The sequence below is a fragment of the Streptomyces sp. 17_S59 genome (assembly GCF_056930295.1).
This window is the reverse complement of the sequence record NZ_JBXOWD010000001.1, coordinates 5490975-5504368: the sequence shown is the minus strand read 5'-3', so window position 1 is coordinate 5504368 and position 13394 is coordinate 5490975. Positions and strand designations below refer to the sequence as shown.

At 72.5% G+C, this 13394-nt stretch carries 14 protein-coding genes; 3 read left to right on the top strand and 11 right to left on the bottom strand.

Translation table 11 applies throughout. The annotated features are described in order from the left end of the window. Nucleotides 1–30 precede the first annotated feature (30 nt). From AC1Z4A_RS25095 to AC1Z4A_RS25065, 7 genes are all read right to left on the bottom strand, one after another. Complete coding sequence (locus AC1Z4A_RS25095) at nt 31–1146, bottom strand: cytochrome P450 family protein (protein ID WP_483683719.1); 1116 nt, start codon at nt 1144–1146, stop codon at nt 31–33. Beyond that, complete coding sequence (locus AC1Z4A_RS25090; protein WP_483682117.1) at nt 1128–2594, bottom strand: cytochrome P450; 1467 nt, start codon at nt 2592–2594, stop codon at nt 1128–1130. Before AC1Z4A_RS25090 ends, AC1Z4A_RS25095 begins: the two co-directional genes overlap by 19 nt. After that, entirely contained in the window at nt 2591–3193 is a 603-nt protein-coding gene (locus AC1Z4A_RS25085; RefSeq protein WP_483682116.1) for a GTP-binding protein, read from the bottom strand. Before AC1Z4A_RS25085 ends, AC1Z4A_RS25090 begins: the two co-directional genes overlap by 4 nt. Continuing rightward, complete coding sequence (locus tag AC1Z4A_RS25080; protein ID WP_483682115.1) at nt 3171–3533, bottom strand: DUF742 domain-containing protein; 363 nt, start codon at nt 3531–3533, stop codon at nt 3171–3173. The genes AC1Z4A_RS25085 and AC1Z4A_RS25080 overlap by 23 nt, the downstream gene beginning before the upstream one ends. Beyond that, on the bottom strand, nt 3530–3943 hold the full coding sequence (locus tag AC1Z4A_RS25075; RefSeq protein WP_483683718.1) for a roadblock/LC7 domain-containing protein: 414 nt from the start codon (nt 3941–3943) through the stop codon (nt 3530–3532). Before AC1Z4A_RS25075 ends, AC1Z4A_RS25080 begins: the two co-directional genes overlap by 4 nt. An 8-nt stretch (nt 3944–3951) precedes the next feature. Then, complete coding sequence (locus tag AC1Z4A_RS25070; RefSeq protein WP_483682114.1) at nt 3952–5430, bottom strand: ATP-binding protein; 1479 nt, start codon at nt 5428–5430, stop codon at nt 3952–3954. A gap of 256 nt (nt 5431–5686) precedes the next feature. After that, nucleotides 5687–6394 carry a PhzF family phenazine biosynthesis protein gene (locus tag AC1Z4A_RS25065; RefSeq protein WP_483682113.1) on the bottom strand — a complete coding sequence of 236 codons (708 nt, stop codon included), beginning with the start codon at nt 6392–6394 and terminating at the stop codon, nt 5687–5689. 245 nt (nt 6395–6639) lie between these two features. Here AC1Z4A_RS25065 and AC1Z4A_RS25060 point away from each other — a divergent pair, with 245 nt between their 5' ends. Beyond that, nucleotides 6640–7305 carry a potassium channel family protein gene (locus AC1Z4A_RS25060; RefSeq protein WP_483682112.1) on the top strand — a complete coding sequence of 222 codons (666 nt, stop codon included), beginning with the start codon at nt 6640–6642 and terminating at the stop codon, nt 7303–7305. After that, the gene (locus tag AC1Z4A_RS25055) at nt 7305–7982 is read left to right on the top strand and encodes a potassium channel family protein (RefSeq protein ID WP_483682111.1); all 678 of its coding nucleotides are present in this window, start codon (nt 7305–7307) and stop codon (nt 7980–7982) included. The genes AC1Z4A_RS25060 and AC1Z4A_RS25055 overlap by 1 nt, the downstream gene beginning before the upstream one ends. Nucleotides 7983–8099: 117 nt before the next feature. Here AC1Z4A_RS25055 and AC1Z4A_RS25050 read toward each other — a convergent pair whose 3' ends face one another. The 4 genes from AC1Z4A_RS25050 to AC1Z4A_RS25035 all read right to left on the bottom strand — a co-directional run bounded on the left by AC1Z4A_RS25050 (nt 8100) and on the right by AC1Z4A_RS25035 (nt 12651). Next, nucleotides 8100–8822, bottom strand: coding sequence for a DUF3159 domain-containing protein (locus AC1Z4A_RS25050; RefSeq protein WP_483682110.1), 723 nt, complete (start codon nt 8820–8822; stop codon nt 8100–8102). A gap of 3 nt (nt 8823–8825) precedes the next feature. Beyond that, entirely contained in the window at nt 8826–9224 is a 399-nt protein-coding gene (locus AC1Z4A_RS25045) for an OB-fold nucleic acid binding domain-containing protein (protein WP_483682109.1), read from the bottom strand. A gap of 90 nt (nt 9225–9314) precedes the next feature. Next, the gene (locus tag AC1Z4A_RS25040; RefSeq protein WP_483682108.1) at nt 9315–10004 is read right to left on the bottom strand and encodes a response regulator; all 690 of its coding nucleotides are present in this window, start codon (nt 10002–10004) and stop codon (nt 9315–9317) included. A 94-nt stretch (nt 10005–10098) separates the two neighbouring features. After that, nucleotides 10099–12651: a DUF4118 domain-containing protein gene (locus AC1Z4A_RS25035; protein WP_483682107.1), complete on the bottom strand. Its 2553-nt coding sequence runs from the start codon at nt 12649–12651 to the stop codon at nt 10099–10101. Nucleotides 12652–12826: 175 nt separating this feature from the next. On the opposite strand from AC1Z4A_RS25035, the gene AC1Z4A_RS25030 reads away from it, so the two are divergent. Beyond that, entirely contained in the window at nt 12827–13393 is a 567-nt protein-coding gene (locus AC1Z4A_RS25030) for a GNAT family N-acetyltransferase (protein ID WP_483682106.1), read from the top strand. Nucleotide 13394 lies beyond the last annotated feature (1 nt).

Genomic DNA, 13394 nt, shown 5'->3' with positions numbered 1-13394 from the left:
GGCGGGTGCCGGGTGGGCGTATGGCCGGGCTCAGGGGCGCAGCCGGACGGGCAGCGAGCGGTGGCCGTTGGAGATGAAGGAATCCACCTGTTCCAGCTCGTCAGGGGCCACGGCCAGGGTCATGCCGGGGAACCGTTCGAAGAGCGCGGGCAGGGCGATCGAGGCCTCCAGCCGGGCGAGCGGGGCGCCCAGGCAGAAGTGGACGCCGTGCCCGAAGGAGAGGTGTTCCTTGGTGGCACGAGTCACATCGAATCGGGCGCCGTCGTCCCCGTACAGCTCGGGGTCGTGGCCGGCCGCGGCGTACGAGGCGAGGATCGCGTCGCCCGTGCGCAGCACCACTCCCCCGTCCAGCTCGATGTCCTCGACGGCGTAGCGCAGCGGGAGGTTGGCGACGGGCGCCTGGGCGCGCAGTGTCTCCTCGATCACATCGTTCCAGCCGGCCTTGCCGTCGCGGACGAGGGCGAGCTGCTCGGGGTGGGTGAGGAGGGCGTGGATGGCGTTGTCGAGGAGGTTGACGGTGGTCTCGTGGCCCGCGCCGATCATGAGCAGCAGGGTGTCGGTGAGTTCCTGCTCGGTGAGCTGGTCCTCCTCGTCACGGGCGGAGATCAGGACGCTGGTCATGTCGTCGCCGGGCGTCTCGCGCTTGTCGGCGACGATCGCGCCGAGGATCCGGTAGAGCTCGGCGTAGTTGGTGGTTACCTCCTCCGGGTCGGCGGAGGTGTGGAAGATCGAGTCGACGCAGCGGCGCAGGCCCTCGCGCGTGGTCTCGTCGTCCACGCCGAACAGCTCGCAGATCACCTGGATCGGGATGGGGTAGGCGTACTCCTCGCGCAGGTCGACGACCTCACCCGCGGGGACGGCGGCGAGGCCGTCGAGAAGATCCGCCGCCATCTTCTCGATGCGGGGGCGCAGGGCGGCGGTGCGGCGGGCGGTGAAGGCCTTGGCCACGAGGGTGCGCAGCCGCTTGTGGTCGCTGCCGTAGGCGGTGAACATGTTGGTCACCGCGACCCAGGTGTACAGCGGCCACTCCTGCGAGATCTCGCCGTTGATCCACGCGGGCCAGTGCCGGCGCGGGTCCTTGGAGACGCGGGGGTCGGTGAGCAGCCGCCTGAGGAGCGACTGGCTGGTCACCGACCATGCCACCACGCCACCAGGGAGTTCCACGGGGACCGCCGGCCCGTGGGCGCGGATGCGGGCGGCCTCGGCGAGGATGTCGCGGCCGGTGGGGTCGATGGTGACGGGGCAGGACTGGCGTTCCATCGGCTGTCTCCAGGGGTAGGGGCGAGGCCGGGACGGTGGTGGTCCGCACTCTGCTGCTGCGGGGTGCCGGGGTGTACGGGCCGGGGCGCCGGTACGGGCACGGGTACGGGCGGGAAGCGCACGGGGAGCGCGGTGAGCGCACGGTGGAAGGGGCCGGGGCGCCAGACGAGCCGGTCGGCGGGCACGGCCAGTTCCAGGTCGGGGAGCCGGTCGAGGAGCTTCTCCACGGCGGTGGAGGCGATGAGCCGGGCCGGGTCCTTGGCCGGGCAGTGGTGCGGGCCCGCGCTCCAGGCGAGGTGGGCGCGGTTGCCGGTGCGGCGGTCGGAGCGGAGGGTGGGGTCGGTGTTGGCGGCGGCGAAGCTGACGACGACGGGCTCGCCCGCGCGCAGCGGCACCCCGCCGAGGTCGGTGTCGTCCGTGGGGTAGTGGACGGCGTAGTTGGCCATCGGCGGGTCGAGCCAGAGGACCTCGTCCAGGGCGTCGTCGACGGGCATGCTGCCGCCGGCCAGGTCGCCGGCGAAGCGGTCGTCCGAGAGCAGCAGCCGCAGCGCGTTGGCGATGAGGTTCTGCTGGGGCTCGGTGCCGGCGCCGATGAGGACGACGAGCTGATGGAGCATCTCCTCGTCGGTGAGCTGCACCGGATGGGCCATCAGCCAGGAGGTCATGTCGGCGCCGGGCTGCTCGCGCTTGAGGGCGATGAGTTCCGCCAGGCAGCTGGTGATCAGCGCGTTGGCCCGCTCCGCGTCGACGCCGTCGAAGATGCCGGAGAAGCCCTGGACCAGGCGGTCGCCCAGCTCGGGCGGGCAGCCGAAGAGCTGCTGGAAGACCAGCAGCGGCAGCATCTTGGCGTACGAGCCGAGCAGGTCGGCCTCGCCGAGCGCGGTGAACCGGTCGATGAGGCTGTCGGCGCTGCGCTCGACGTAGCCGCGCAGGGCGTTGGGGTCGATGCGGGCGAGGCTGTCGTCGACAGCCTGGCGGTAGCGGTGGTGGTCGTCGCCGTCGGAGAACAGGCAGTTGGGCCGGTAGGCCATCATCGGCACGACGGGGTTGTCCGGCTCGACCCGGCCCTCGGCCAGGGCCCGCCAGCGGCGGGCGTCCTTGGCGAACCGGTCCGGGCTGCGCAGCACTTCGAGCGCGGCCCGGTAGTCGGTGACGAGGGTGGCCCGCACCCGGGGCGACAGCTCCACGGGCGCGGCGGGCCCGTACCGGCGCAGCCGGTGGTAGACGGCCTGCGGGTCGGCGGCGAAGTCGGGGCCGTAGAGGGGGGTGACGGGCCCCTGGTGCGCGGGGCAGCCCGGTGGCGGCGGGGGGCCGGCGTCGGGGCGGTGGGTCACGCGTACTCCTGGGCGGGGCGGGTCCGGAGGTATTCCACGAGGGTGATCAGGGCGCGGGTGGAGGAGATCCGGTCGCGGGCGTCACAGGTGATCAGCGGGGTCTCGGGGAGCAGGTCGAGGGCTTCGCGGATCTCCTCCTCGGGGTGCACGGGGGCGCCGTCGAAGTGGTTGACGGCGACCGCGTAGGGCAGTCCGTGCTCCTCCAGCAGGCCCATCACCTCGAAGGACTGCTCCAGGCGCCGGGTGTCGGCGAGGACCAGCGCGCCGAGCGCGCCCTGGGTCATGTCCTGCCAGAGCCGGGTGAAGCGCTGCTGGCCGGGGGCGCCGAAGAGATAGAGGACAAGGCTGTCGCTGAGGGTGAGCCGGCCGAAGTCCATGGCGACGGTCGTGGTGGTCTTGCCGTCGATGCCGGCCAGGTCGTCGACGAGCGCCCCGGCCTGCGTCATGGTCTCCTCGGTGCGCAGCGGACGGATCTCCGACAGCGAGCCGACGAAGGTGGTCTTGCCGACCGCGAAGTGCCCCACGACGAGGATCTTGGCGGCGGTCCGCACGGTTTGCGGCAGGTAGACGGCTCCGTCAGAGGCGAGCGCGGAGTCCATCGAGCACCTCCTGGAGGATCTGGGCCTCGGGCAGCTCTGCCGAGGGGATGGGGGCCCGGGTGGAGAGGTGGCCGCTGTCCACGAGATCGCCGAGCAGCACCTTGGTCACGCTGACGGGCAGCATCAGATGGCCGGCGATCTCGGCGACGGACAGGGCGCCGCCGAGGCAGAGTTCCATGAGCGCCTGCTTCTCGGGGCTGAGTCCGCCGAGGGGCCGGTCGCCGTGCGCCATGACCAGGGTGACCAGGTCGAAGGTGTTGCGCGTCGGGTGGGAGCGGCCTTCGGTGACGACGTACGGACGGACCAGCCCTTTGTCGCGTCGTGACGCCGGCGGGGTCACGCCGGGCCCTGCCAGCCGGCCTGCCGGGGCGGGCTGATCAGCTCCTTGCCGAGCCGGTCGACCGTCTTCTGCATGCGGTAGGTGACGGCTTCCATGTCGACGTTCTCGCCTGCGGAGACGGCGAGGTAGGCGCCGGGTCCGGCGGCGATGAGGAAGACGTAGCCGTGGGCGAACTCCACGAGCGTCTGCCGCCAGGGGCTCTCGTGGTGCTGGGGGTGGGTGCAGAACTCGGCCGTGGAGCGGCTGATGGACTGGAGGCCGGAGAGGGCGGCGGCCTGGCGCTCGGCCTCGTCGCGGTCGATGCCCTGGGAGTGGCCGCGGAGCATGCCGTCGGCGGAGAGCAGGATCGCGTGCCGGGCCTCCGGCATCTTCACGACCTCGTCGAGCATCCAGCCCAGCTCTTTGTTCATGTGGTCGTTCACGCGTGGGGGTTCCCTTCGTCTTCTGCGGGGGCGGGGCCGGGTTCTGCGGGGCCGGGGAGGTTCGGGAGGTAGTGGTTGCCGGTCCGGCCGGACCGGGTGCCGCGCGCGAACGCGCCCATGCGCCGGGCGGTCTCCTCGGCGGTGCGCTCGCCGGGGGTCTCGGCGGGCGGCGGGGCGGCGGGCCTGGCGTGCGGGCCGGTGCCGGCCTGCCGGCGGCGGCGCTTGGGCAGGCCGCCGACGGTGGTCCCCGTGACGGGTGGCGGGGGCGGAGGCGGAGGCTGAGGCTGAGGCGACTGCGGCGGAACGGTTCCTCCGGCCGGCGGGGCGGGCGGGGCCTGCTCCTCGGCGGGGTGCGTCCGCTCCGGGCGGGCGTGCGCGCGGCCCGCGCGGACGCCGCCGCCCGCGGCGTGGGCGCCGCGCCCGTGCCGGGCGCCCAGCGGCGTGGTGCTCGGGCCGTCGATATCGAGCTGCGTCAGCAGTGCGCTGGGGAGGAACAGGACGGCCCGTACGCCGCCGTAGGGCGAGCGGGTGTCGACGGAGACGCTGAACCCGTAGCGCGCGGCGAGCACGCCGATGACGGGGAAGCCGAACTGCGGGGGGTCGCCGAGGCGGGAGACGTCCACGGGCCGTACGCCGGACAGCATCGCGACGGCCTGCTGGATCTCCTTGCCGTCCATGCCCACGCCCGCGTCGTCGATGACGACGCAGGCGCCGTTGTGCACGGGCTGGAGGCTGACCTCGACGGTGGTGTTGGGCTGGGAGTGCCGGGCGGCGTTGTCGAGCAGCTCGGCGACGGCCAGCACCACCGGTTCCACGGCGCGGCTGACGACGGCCAGGCCGGCCGGGCCGCCGTGCACGCGGACGCGGCGGTAGTCGCGGATGCGGGAGGTGGCCCCGCGCACCACGTCGGTGAGCGGCGAGGAGACGCGCTGCCGGCCGGGCCAGGAGCCGCAGAGCACGGCGATGGCCTGGGCGCGGCGGCCGAACTGGGAGTTGGCGTGGTCGATCTCCAGCAGGTCGCGGAGCACATCGGGGTTGTCGTGCCGGTCCTGCATGTCGGAGATGGCCAGTTGCTGCTCGTGCGCGAGGCCCTGGAGGGCGCGCATGGACGCCTTGAGCGCGGCCTTGGCCGACTGGTCGGCGCGGGTCTGCGCCTTCTCCGCGGCCTGGGCGACGGCCTGGGTGAAGATTTCCGTCACGGAGCGGAGGTGGTGGGCGAAGGCGGTGCCGGTCAGCCGCTCGTCGAGCGGTCCGGGCACCGGCGTCTCCTGGCCGACGGCGTCCGCCACGGCGGGCAGCCGGACCCCTACGAGATGGGCCACTTCCTCGTCACGCGCCCGGAGGCTGTCCTCCAGCTGGGCGACGCGCCTGCGCACCCCGTTGGCGATCGTCCGCTGGCGCGCCAGCAGGACCGCGACGACGGTCAGCGCTATGGCCAGGCACCAGATCACCGCCTCCGATATGTGATGTGACATCAATTCCTCTTGGGCGAACGGGCATGCAGTGCGGAGGGACAGGTCGGCGTCCTGACGTCCCGTCCAGAAGCGGAATACTCAGATCATCCTAACCACGCACATGACTGTCTGTCCGATCTTCGTCACGAACACCGAACAGACTTGCGCATAGGGCCGGTACCGCGCACGACGGCGACTGGAGGCAAGGAGGAATTCAGCCGTAATTCCCCTGCGGGGCAAGCCTTTGTGACGGCCCGTTCGCCTGTCTTCTTGCCGGTCAGCCCACCGGCTCGTCCACCGGCTGATCGGCTGCGACCGTGCCGCCCAGTTCGATCGATCCGTCGGCGCACGGCCGGGTGAGGATCCGCGAGCCCGTCCCCTGCCGGATGTCGAGCGGGCGGCCCAGCTCGCGCGTGAGCACCAGGGCCGCGGCGCCGGTCGCCTCGTCCTCCGCGATGCCGTCGCCGCGCCGCGGGAAGCCGCGGGCCCGGACGATGCCCGCCCGCTCGTCCTGCCAGGCCCAGGCGTAGAGCCAGCCCTCCCCCGCGGGCGGGGCGGGCAGCGCCTCGACCTCGGCGACGGAGCCGAACCGCTCGGTGCGGCGCCCGGCGGCCCACTCGGCGCGGCCGCGGATCCAGGTGACGCCCTCCTCGTGGCGCACGGGCACCTCGCCGGCGGGCGGCCGCAGCACGGTCACACGGGGGCCGAGCAGCCAGGCCACGCCCACCAGCGGGTGCCCGGCGAAGCCGAGCCGGACGCTGGGCGTGTGGATGTCGACGACTCCGCGTTCGGCGTCGTCGACGAAGACCGTCTCGCTGAAGCCGAGCCGCGCGGCGAGCGCCCGGCGCGCCTCCTCGCCCGGGCAGGCGGCGCCGTCCGGGACGACGCCGAGCGGATTGCCGCCCCGGCCACCGGGGCCGCGGAAGACATGGAGGACACGGAGGGCGGGGGTGCTCTCGGCGGAGAGCCCGGAGGATGCCGTCATCGCGGCATTCAAGCATCTGGCACCCCCCAACCCCGGTCGGGCGGTCCGGGGGCCCGGTCGGTGAGGGGATGCGGCTACGGTGGTTCCAAGCGCGGCACGCGGACGGGGCCGGCCCGGCTTGCGTGGGCGGGTCGCGCCGTACCCGCGGGGCGAGCACCCCGTGGGGCCGCGATTTTCGAAAAGGAAGATGTGAGCAGGGTGTTTGTGCAGGTCAGCGCGGTAGTCCGGAGCATGGGGTAAGCGTCGTGCACATCGTGATCATGGGGTGCGGGCGAGTGGGCTCGGCCCTCGCACAGACCCTGGAGCAGCAAGGCCACACGGTCGCCGTGGTCGACCAGGACCCGACCGCCTTCCGGCGCCTGGGCTCCGGTTTCAACGGCCGCCGGGTGACCGGCGTCGGCTTCGACCAGGACACCCTGCGCGAGGCGGGCATCGAGGAGGCGGGCGCCTTCGCCGCGGTGAGCAGCGGCGACAACTCCAACATCATCGCGGCCCGGGTGGCCCGCGAGATGTTCGGCGTCCAGAACGTGGCGGCCCGCATCTACGACCCCCGCCGCGCCGAGGTCTACCAGCGCCTCGGCATCCCCACCGTGGCCACCGTCCGGTGGACCGCGGACCAGATGCTGCGGCGGCTGCTGCCGTCGGGCGCCGAGCCGCTGTGGCGCGACCCCAGCGGCGGCGTCCAGCTCGCCGAGGTGCCCATCGCCGAGGCCTGGGTCGGCCACAAGGTGAGCGTTCTCCAGGAGGAGACGGGCGTGCGGGTGGCGTTCCTCACCCGGCTGGGCGAGGCGATCCTGCCGACGTCCTCCACGGTGTTGCAGGAGGGCGATCTGGTGCACGTGATGATGCGCACCGACGAGGTCGAGAAGGTCGAGGCGGCGTTTGCGTCCGGCCCTGAGGAGGCGCACTGATGAGGGTCGCTATTGCTGGTGCCGGGGCCGTCGGCCGTTCCATCGCGGGCGAGCTGCTCGAGAACGGGCACGAGGTCCTGCTCATCGACAAGGCCCCGTCCGCCATCTCCGTGGAGCGGGTGCCGCTTGCCGAGTGGCTGCTGGCCGACGCCTGTGAGATCACCTCGCTCGACGAGGCCGCGCTGCAGCGCTGCAACGTGGTGATCGCGGCGACCGGTGACGACAAGGTCAACCTCGTCGTCTCGCTGCTCGCCAAGACCGAGTACGGAGTGCCCCGGGTCGTGGCCCGGGTGAACAACCCCAAGAACGAGTGGCTGTTCAACGAGTCCTGGGGCGTCGACGTGGCCGTCTCCACGCCGCGCCTGATGTCGGCGCTGGTCGAGGAGGCCGTGAGCGTCGGCGACCTGGTGCGCCTGCTGCGCTTCAGCCAGGGCGACGCCAACCTCGTGGAACTGACCCTCCCGCCGGAGTCCGCCCTGGCCGGCACCCGGGTCGGGGACGTGGACTGGCCCGAGGACACCTCGCTGGTCACCATCATCCGCGGCAACCGCGTCCTCACCCCGAACCGGGAGGACGCCCTGGAGGCCGGTGACGAGCTGCTGTTCGTGGCCGCCCCGGCCCGCGAGGAGCAGCTGGAGGACCTGCTGTCGGTGCGCCGCGAGGAGACGGCCGACTGAGCGACTGGCTGCTCGGCGACTGGCTGAGCGGGCGGCCGGGTTCGCGCGTATGAGTGAAGGGCCCCGGGATTCCTTCCCGGGGCCCTTCACTCTTGCGTGAACGCTTCTTTGAACGGATCAGGTCTCCGCCGTGGCCTTCGCCTCGCGCTCGGCGGCCTCGGCCGCCTCCATCTCGGCGAACACGTCGATCGGCGGCGGCGCCTTGGCCAGGAAGATCCAGGTCAGATAGACCGACAGCAGCATCGGCGGAATGCCGAGCGCCACCTTGACCCAGCCCAGCTGCGTGGCGTCCCCCCACCAGTAGAGGGGGAAGAGGACGGCCGACTTGGCCAGCAGGATCAGGCCCCAGGCCCAGCTGGCCTTGGTGTAGGCGACCTTGCGGCCGGGGTTGCGCGTCCGCCAGGAGAGGTTCTCCTTGAAGACCGGGCCGAGGATCAGGCCCAGCAGCGGGTAGCCGGCGATCGAGGAGACGATGTACGCCACGGCGAGCCCGAGCGTGTAGAGCATGCCCGGCAGGTAGAAGTTCTTGGCGTCGCCGGACATCATCGCGAAGACGGCGCCGAAGGCCACCCCGAAAACACCGCTGAAGGCGTGCTTGACGGTGTCCTTGCGCACCAGCCGGGCGACGCCGAGCACGAGGGACAGGCCCAGCGCGGCGATCGCCGCGAAGTGGATGTCCCGCTTGACGGTGTAGATGGCGACGAAGACCAGGCCGGGCACGGTGGTCTCCACCATGCCCCGCACACCGCCGAAGGCCTCGAACAGGGCGGCCTCGGTGGCCGCGCGCGAATCCGCGCCCTGTGTCGTCGCTGGATCCGTCGGCTTGTCGTAGGACGACAACGGCTACTCCTGTCCGAGCGGTCGGAGTTCGTATCGGGGGTTGAACAGCACTCGCCGGCCGCGGCTCATGGAGATCCGGCCGGAGGCGATCAGCTTACGGCCGGGTTCGATGCCGGCGATGGAGCGGCGCCCCAGCCAGACGACGTCGAGCGCCCCCGAGCCGTCGAACAGCTCGGCCTCCAGCGCGGGCACCCCGGCCCGCGGCCGCAGCGTCACGGTCCGCAGCGTACCGGTGACCTGGACGATCTGACGGTCGTCGCAGTCGCAGATCCGCGTGCAGCCCACGGCCTCCGTGTCCTGCTGGAGCTCGGCGTGGTGCAGCTCCTCCTGGGAGGAGGAGAGCCGGTCGAGCATCCGGCGGAAACGGCCGGTCGGCTTCTCGGAACGGGGTACGGCACTCATGCACCCAGCGTACCGGGGCCCGGTTACCGCCGGATCAGCCCCGACGGGCCCCGGAGCCAAGCCCCGGGGCCGGGCCCGGCAGCCCGCCGGTCACGCCTCGAACCGGTAACCCATCCCCGGCTCCGTGATGAAGTGCTTGGGGTGCGAGGGGTCCTGCTCCAGCTTCCGCCGCAGCTGGGCCATGTACACCCGCAGGTAGTTCGTCTCCGTCCCGTACGACGGGCCCCAGACCTCCTGGAGGAGCTGCTTCTGGCTCACGAGACGCCCCGTATTGCGGACCAGCACCTCCAGCAGGTGCCATTCCGTCGGCGTGAGGCGTACGTCCTTGCCGCCCCGGTTGACCTTCTTCGCCGCGAGGTCGACCGTGAACGCCTCCGTCTCGACGATCGCGTCGTCGCCCGCGGCCGAGGGCCCGGTCGGCTCCGCGCGGCGCACGGCGGCCCGGAGCCGGGCGAGCAGCTCGTCCATGCCGAACGGCTTGGTCACGTAGTCGTCGGCGCCCGCGTCGAGCGCCTCGACCTTCTCGTCGGAGGTCTGCCGGGCCGAGAGGACCAGGATCGGCACCCGGGTCCAGCCGCGCAGGCCCTTGATGACCTCGACGCCGTCCATGTCCGGCAGGCCCAGGTCCAGGATGACCACGTCGGGATGGCGCGCGGCGGCGAGCTGGAGTGCGGTGGCGCCGTCGGGCGCGGCATCGACCTCGTACTTCCGCGCCTTGAGGTTGATCACGAGCGCGCGGACGATCTGCGGCTCGTCATCCACCACGAGCACCCGGTTCATGCTGAACCACCTCTGCTGTTCGTCCGGGCCCTGCGACGGGGCCCGGGGTCCTGATCCGATTCGTTCTGTGCGGCGGGGGCGGCGGGGGCCGGTGTCACGTCGTGACCTGCGCCGGGAGGTCCGGTCGTACGGGCGGGCGGCCCGCGGCGGCCCGCAGGGTGAGCACCATGGTCATGCCGCCGCCCGGGGTGTCCTCGGCGGTCAGCGTGCCGCCCATGGCCTCGGCGAAGCCCCGGGCGACCGCGAGGCCGAGGCCGACCCCGGCGCCGCGCGGCGCGTCCCCGTAGCGCTGGAAGGGCTCGAAGATCCGGGCCTTGGCGCTGTCGGGGACGCCGGGCCCGCGGTCCGCGACGCGCAGCTCGACGCGGTCGCCGAGGGCACTGGCGGAGACGAGCACGCGCTGGTCGCCGGGGCTGTACTTGACCGCGTTCTCGACGATGTTCGCGACGCTGCGCTCCAGCAGGCCGGGGTCGACGGCGACCATGGGCAGCGTCTCGGGGATGTCCAGGCTGACGCTGCCCTCGGGGACCCCCACCAGGGCCATCGGGACGACCTCGTCCAGGTCGATCTCCCTGATCAGCGGGGTGACGGTGCCGGTCTGCAGCCGGGACATGTCGAGCAGGTTGCCCACGAGGTGGTCGAGCCGGTCGGCGCCCTCCTCGATGCCGGCCAGCAGCTCGGCCTCGTCCTCCTCCGACCAGGCCACGTCGTCGGAGCGCAGGGAGGTCACGGCCGCCTTGATGCCGGCGAGCGGGGTGCGCAGGTCGTGGCTGACGGCGGCGAGCAGGGCGGTGCGGATGCGGTTGCCCTCGTCCAGCTCCCTGGCCCGCTCGGCCTCGCCGACGAGGCGCTGCCGGTCCAGGACGACCGCGGCCTGCGCGGCGAAGGCGGCCAGCACGCGCCGGTCCTCGGCGGGCAGCACCCGGCCGGCCAGCGCGAGCGCCATGTTGTCGCCGACGGGCATGTCGACGTCGGCGTCCTCGGGGCGCAGCAGGGGCTTGCCGGAGTTGGTGACGACGCTGCTCGCGCAGGTCCACGGGTCGACCTCGCTGGCACGCTCCAGCAGGGCCACGGAGTCCATCGCGAAGGTCTCCCGGACCCGCTCCAGCAGCGTCTCCAGACTGTTGTCACCGCGCAGGACGCTGCCCGCGAGGAAGGAGAGGATCTCCGACTCGGCGCGGAGCCTGGCCGCCTGGTGGGTGCGGCGGGCGGCCAGGTCGACCACGGAGGCGACGGCGACCGCGACGAACACGAAGATCACGATGGCGACGATGTTCTTCGGGTCCGTGATGGTCCACTCGTGGACCGGCTCCACGAAGTAGTAGTTGAGCAGGAGCGAGCCGACAGCCGCCGACGCCAGGGCCGGGAACACGCCGCCGAGCAGTGCCGCGCCGACCGTGAGGCACAGGAACAGCAGCATGTCGTTGGCGAGGCCCACCTCCGGCACGACGGTCGTCAGCAGCAGGCAGAGCAGGGCGGCGCCGGCCACGCCGACCAGCCAGCCGGCCACGAGCCGCCCCCGGCCCAGCCGGGCGCCGCGCGCCACCGGCAGCCCGCGGCCCTTGGCTACCTCCTCGTGGGTGACGATGTGCACGTCGAGGTCGGGCCCGGAGTCCCGGGCCACGGTGGCCCCGACGCCGGGGCCGAAGATGTACTGCCAGGTCTTGCGGCGGCTGGAGCCCAGCACGATCTGGGTGGCGTTGACGCCGCGCGCGAACTCCAGCAGGGACGCCGGCACGTCGTCCCCTATGACGTGGTGGAAGGTGCCGCCCAGGTCCTCGACCAGGGTGCGCTGGACCGCCAGCTCCTTCGGGGAGGCCGAGGTCAGCCCGTCGCTGCGGGCGATGTACACGGCGAGGATCTCGCTGCCCGAGCCCTTGGCGGCCATCCGGGCGGCGCGGCGGATGAGGGTACGGCCCTCGGGGCCGCCGGTGAGGCCGACGACGATGCGCTCGCGCGCGTGCCAGATGGTCGAGACGTCGTGCTCGGTGCGGTACTGGCGCAGGTACTCGTCGACGCGGTCGGCGGTCCACAGCAGGGCCAGCTCGCGCAGGGCGGTGAGGTTGCCGGGGCGGAAGTAGTTGGAGAGGGCGGCGTCGACCTTGTCGGGCTTGTAGATGTTGCCGTGCGCCATGCGGCGGCGCAGGGCCTGCGGCGACATGTCGACCAGCTCTATCTGGTCGGCCCGGCGGACGACCTCGTCGGGCACGGTCTCGCGCTGCCGGACGCCGGTGATCGACTCGACGACGTCGCCGAGTGACTCGAGGTGCTGGATGTTGACGGTCGAGACGACGTCGATGCCGGCCTGGAGCAGTTCCTCGACGTCCTGCCAGCGCTTGGTGTTGCGGGAGCCGGGGACGTTGGTGTGGGCCAGCTCGTCCACGAGGGCCACGCGCGGCCGGCGGGCGATGAGCGCGTCCACGTCCATCTCGGTGAAGACGGAACCGCGGTAGGTCAGTTCCCGGCGGGGCATTTCCTCGAGACCGTGCAGCATGACTTCGGTGCGGGGCCGGTTGTGGTGCTCGACGAACCCCACGACGACGTCGGTGCCGCGCTCCATGCGGCGATGCGCCTCGGAGAGCATCGCATAGGTCTTGCCGACGCCCGGTGCCGCGCCGAGATAGATCCGAAGGTTGCCGCGTCCCATGGCCCCATTGTCTTTCATGCTGTGCGGCGGCGTGTCGGGCCGGTTCTCCGTCCTGAGATTGCGCACTGCCGCGTAGGGCCGACCTTACGGCCAAGGTTTTGGACAAATCGGGCGGTGAGCGGTCAGACCTCAGGTATTGACGCAGTCCTGACGCCCGTCGCCCGTAACACCCCGGATGACCTCGCGATTCTGTGAGGATGGGGACATGCCGCACATACGGACGGTCCACACCTCCGAGCTGACCCCCGCCGGACTGACCGCGCTCCGCGACCTCCTGGACGAGGCCTTCGAGGGCGACTTCACGGACGACGACTGGGACCACACCGTGGGCGGCATGCACGCCACGGCCTTCCGCCGCGGCAAGCCCGTGGCCCACGGAGCCCTGGTGCAGCGCCGCCTGCTGCACGGCGGGCGCTCGCTGCGCACCGGCTACGTGGAGGGAGTGGCCGTACGGGCGGACCACCGCCGCCAGGGGTACGGCTCGGCCGTCATGGCCGCCCTGGAACGGGTCCTGCGCGGCAGCCGCTGCCATCTGGGCGCGCTGTCCGCCTCGGACGGGGCGGTGCCGCTGTACACCGGGCGGGGCTGGCAGCGGTGGCGGGGCACGACGTCGGTCCTCGCCCCCTCGGGCATCGTGCGCACGCCGGAGGACGACGACTCGGTGTTCGTCCTGCCGGTGGGGGCGCGGCTGGTGCCGGAGGGGGAGCTGATCTGCGACTGGCGGCCGGGGGACGTGTGGTGAC

What these genes read in the sequence shown, in the direction of transcription:
- AC1Z4A_RS25030 (WP_483682106.1), top strand. Translation starts at nt 12,827, where the DNA reads ATGACCTCGCGATTCTGTGAGGATGGGGACATGCCGCACATACGGACG.
- AC1Z4A_RS25045 (WP_483682109.1), bottom strand. Translation starts at nt 9,224, where the DNA reads ATGAGTGCCGTACCCCGTTCCGAGAAGCCGACCGGCCGTTTCCGCCGG.
- AC1Z4A_RS25085 (WP_483682116.1), bottom strand. Translation starts at nt 3,193, where the DNA reads ATGGACTCCGCGCTCGCCTCTGACGGAGCCGTCTACCTGCCGCAAACC.
- AC1Z4A_RS25035 (WP_483682107.1), bottom strand. Translation starts at nt 12,651, where the DNA reads ATGGGACGCGGCAACCTTCGGATCTATCTCGGCGCGGCACCGGGCGTC.
- AC1Z4A_RS25055 (WP_483682111.1), top strand. Translation starts at nt 7,305, where the DNA reads ATGAGGGTCGCTATTGCTGGTGCCGGGGCCGTCGGCCGTTCCATCGCG.
- AC1Z4A_RS25065 (WP_483682113.1), bottom strand. Translation starts at nt 6,394, where the DNA reads ATGACGGCATCCTCCGGGCTCTCCGCCGAGAGCACCCCCGCCCTCCGT.
- AC1Z4A_RS25070 (WP_483682114.1), bottom strand. Translation starts at nt 5,430, where the DNA reads ATGTCACATCACATATCGGAGGCGGTGATCTGGTGCCTGGCCATAGCG.
- AC1Z4A_RS25040 (WP_483682108.1), bottom strand. Translation starts at nt 10,004, where the DNA reads ATGAACCGGGTGCTCGTGGTGGATGACGAGCCGCAGATCGTCCGCGCG.
- AC1Z4A_RS25075 (WP_483683718.1), bottom strand. Translation starts at nt 3,943, where the DNA reads ATGAACAAAGAGCTGGGCTGGATGCTCGACGAGGTCGTGAAGATGCCG.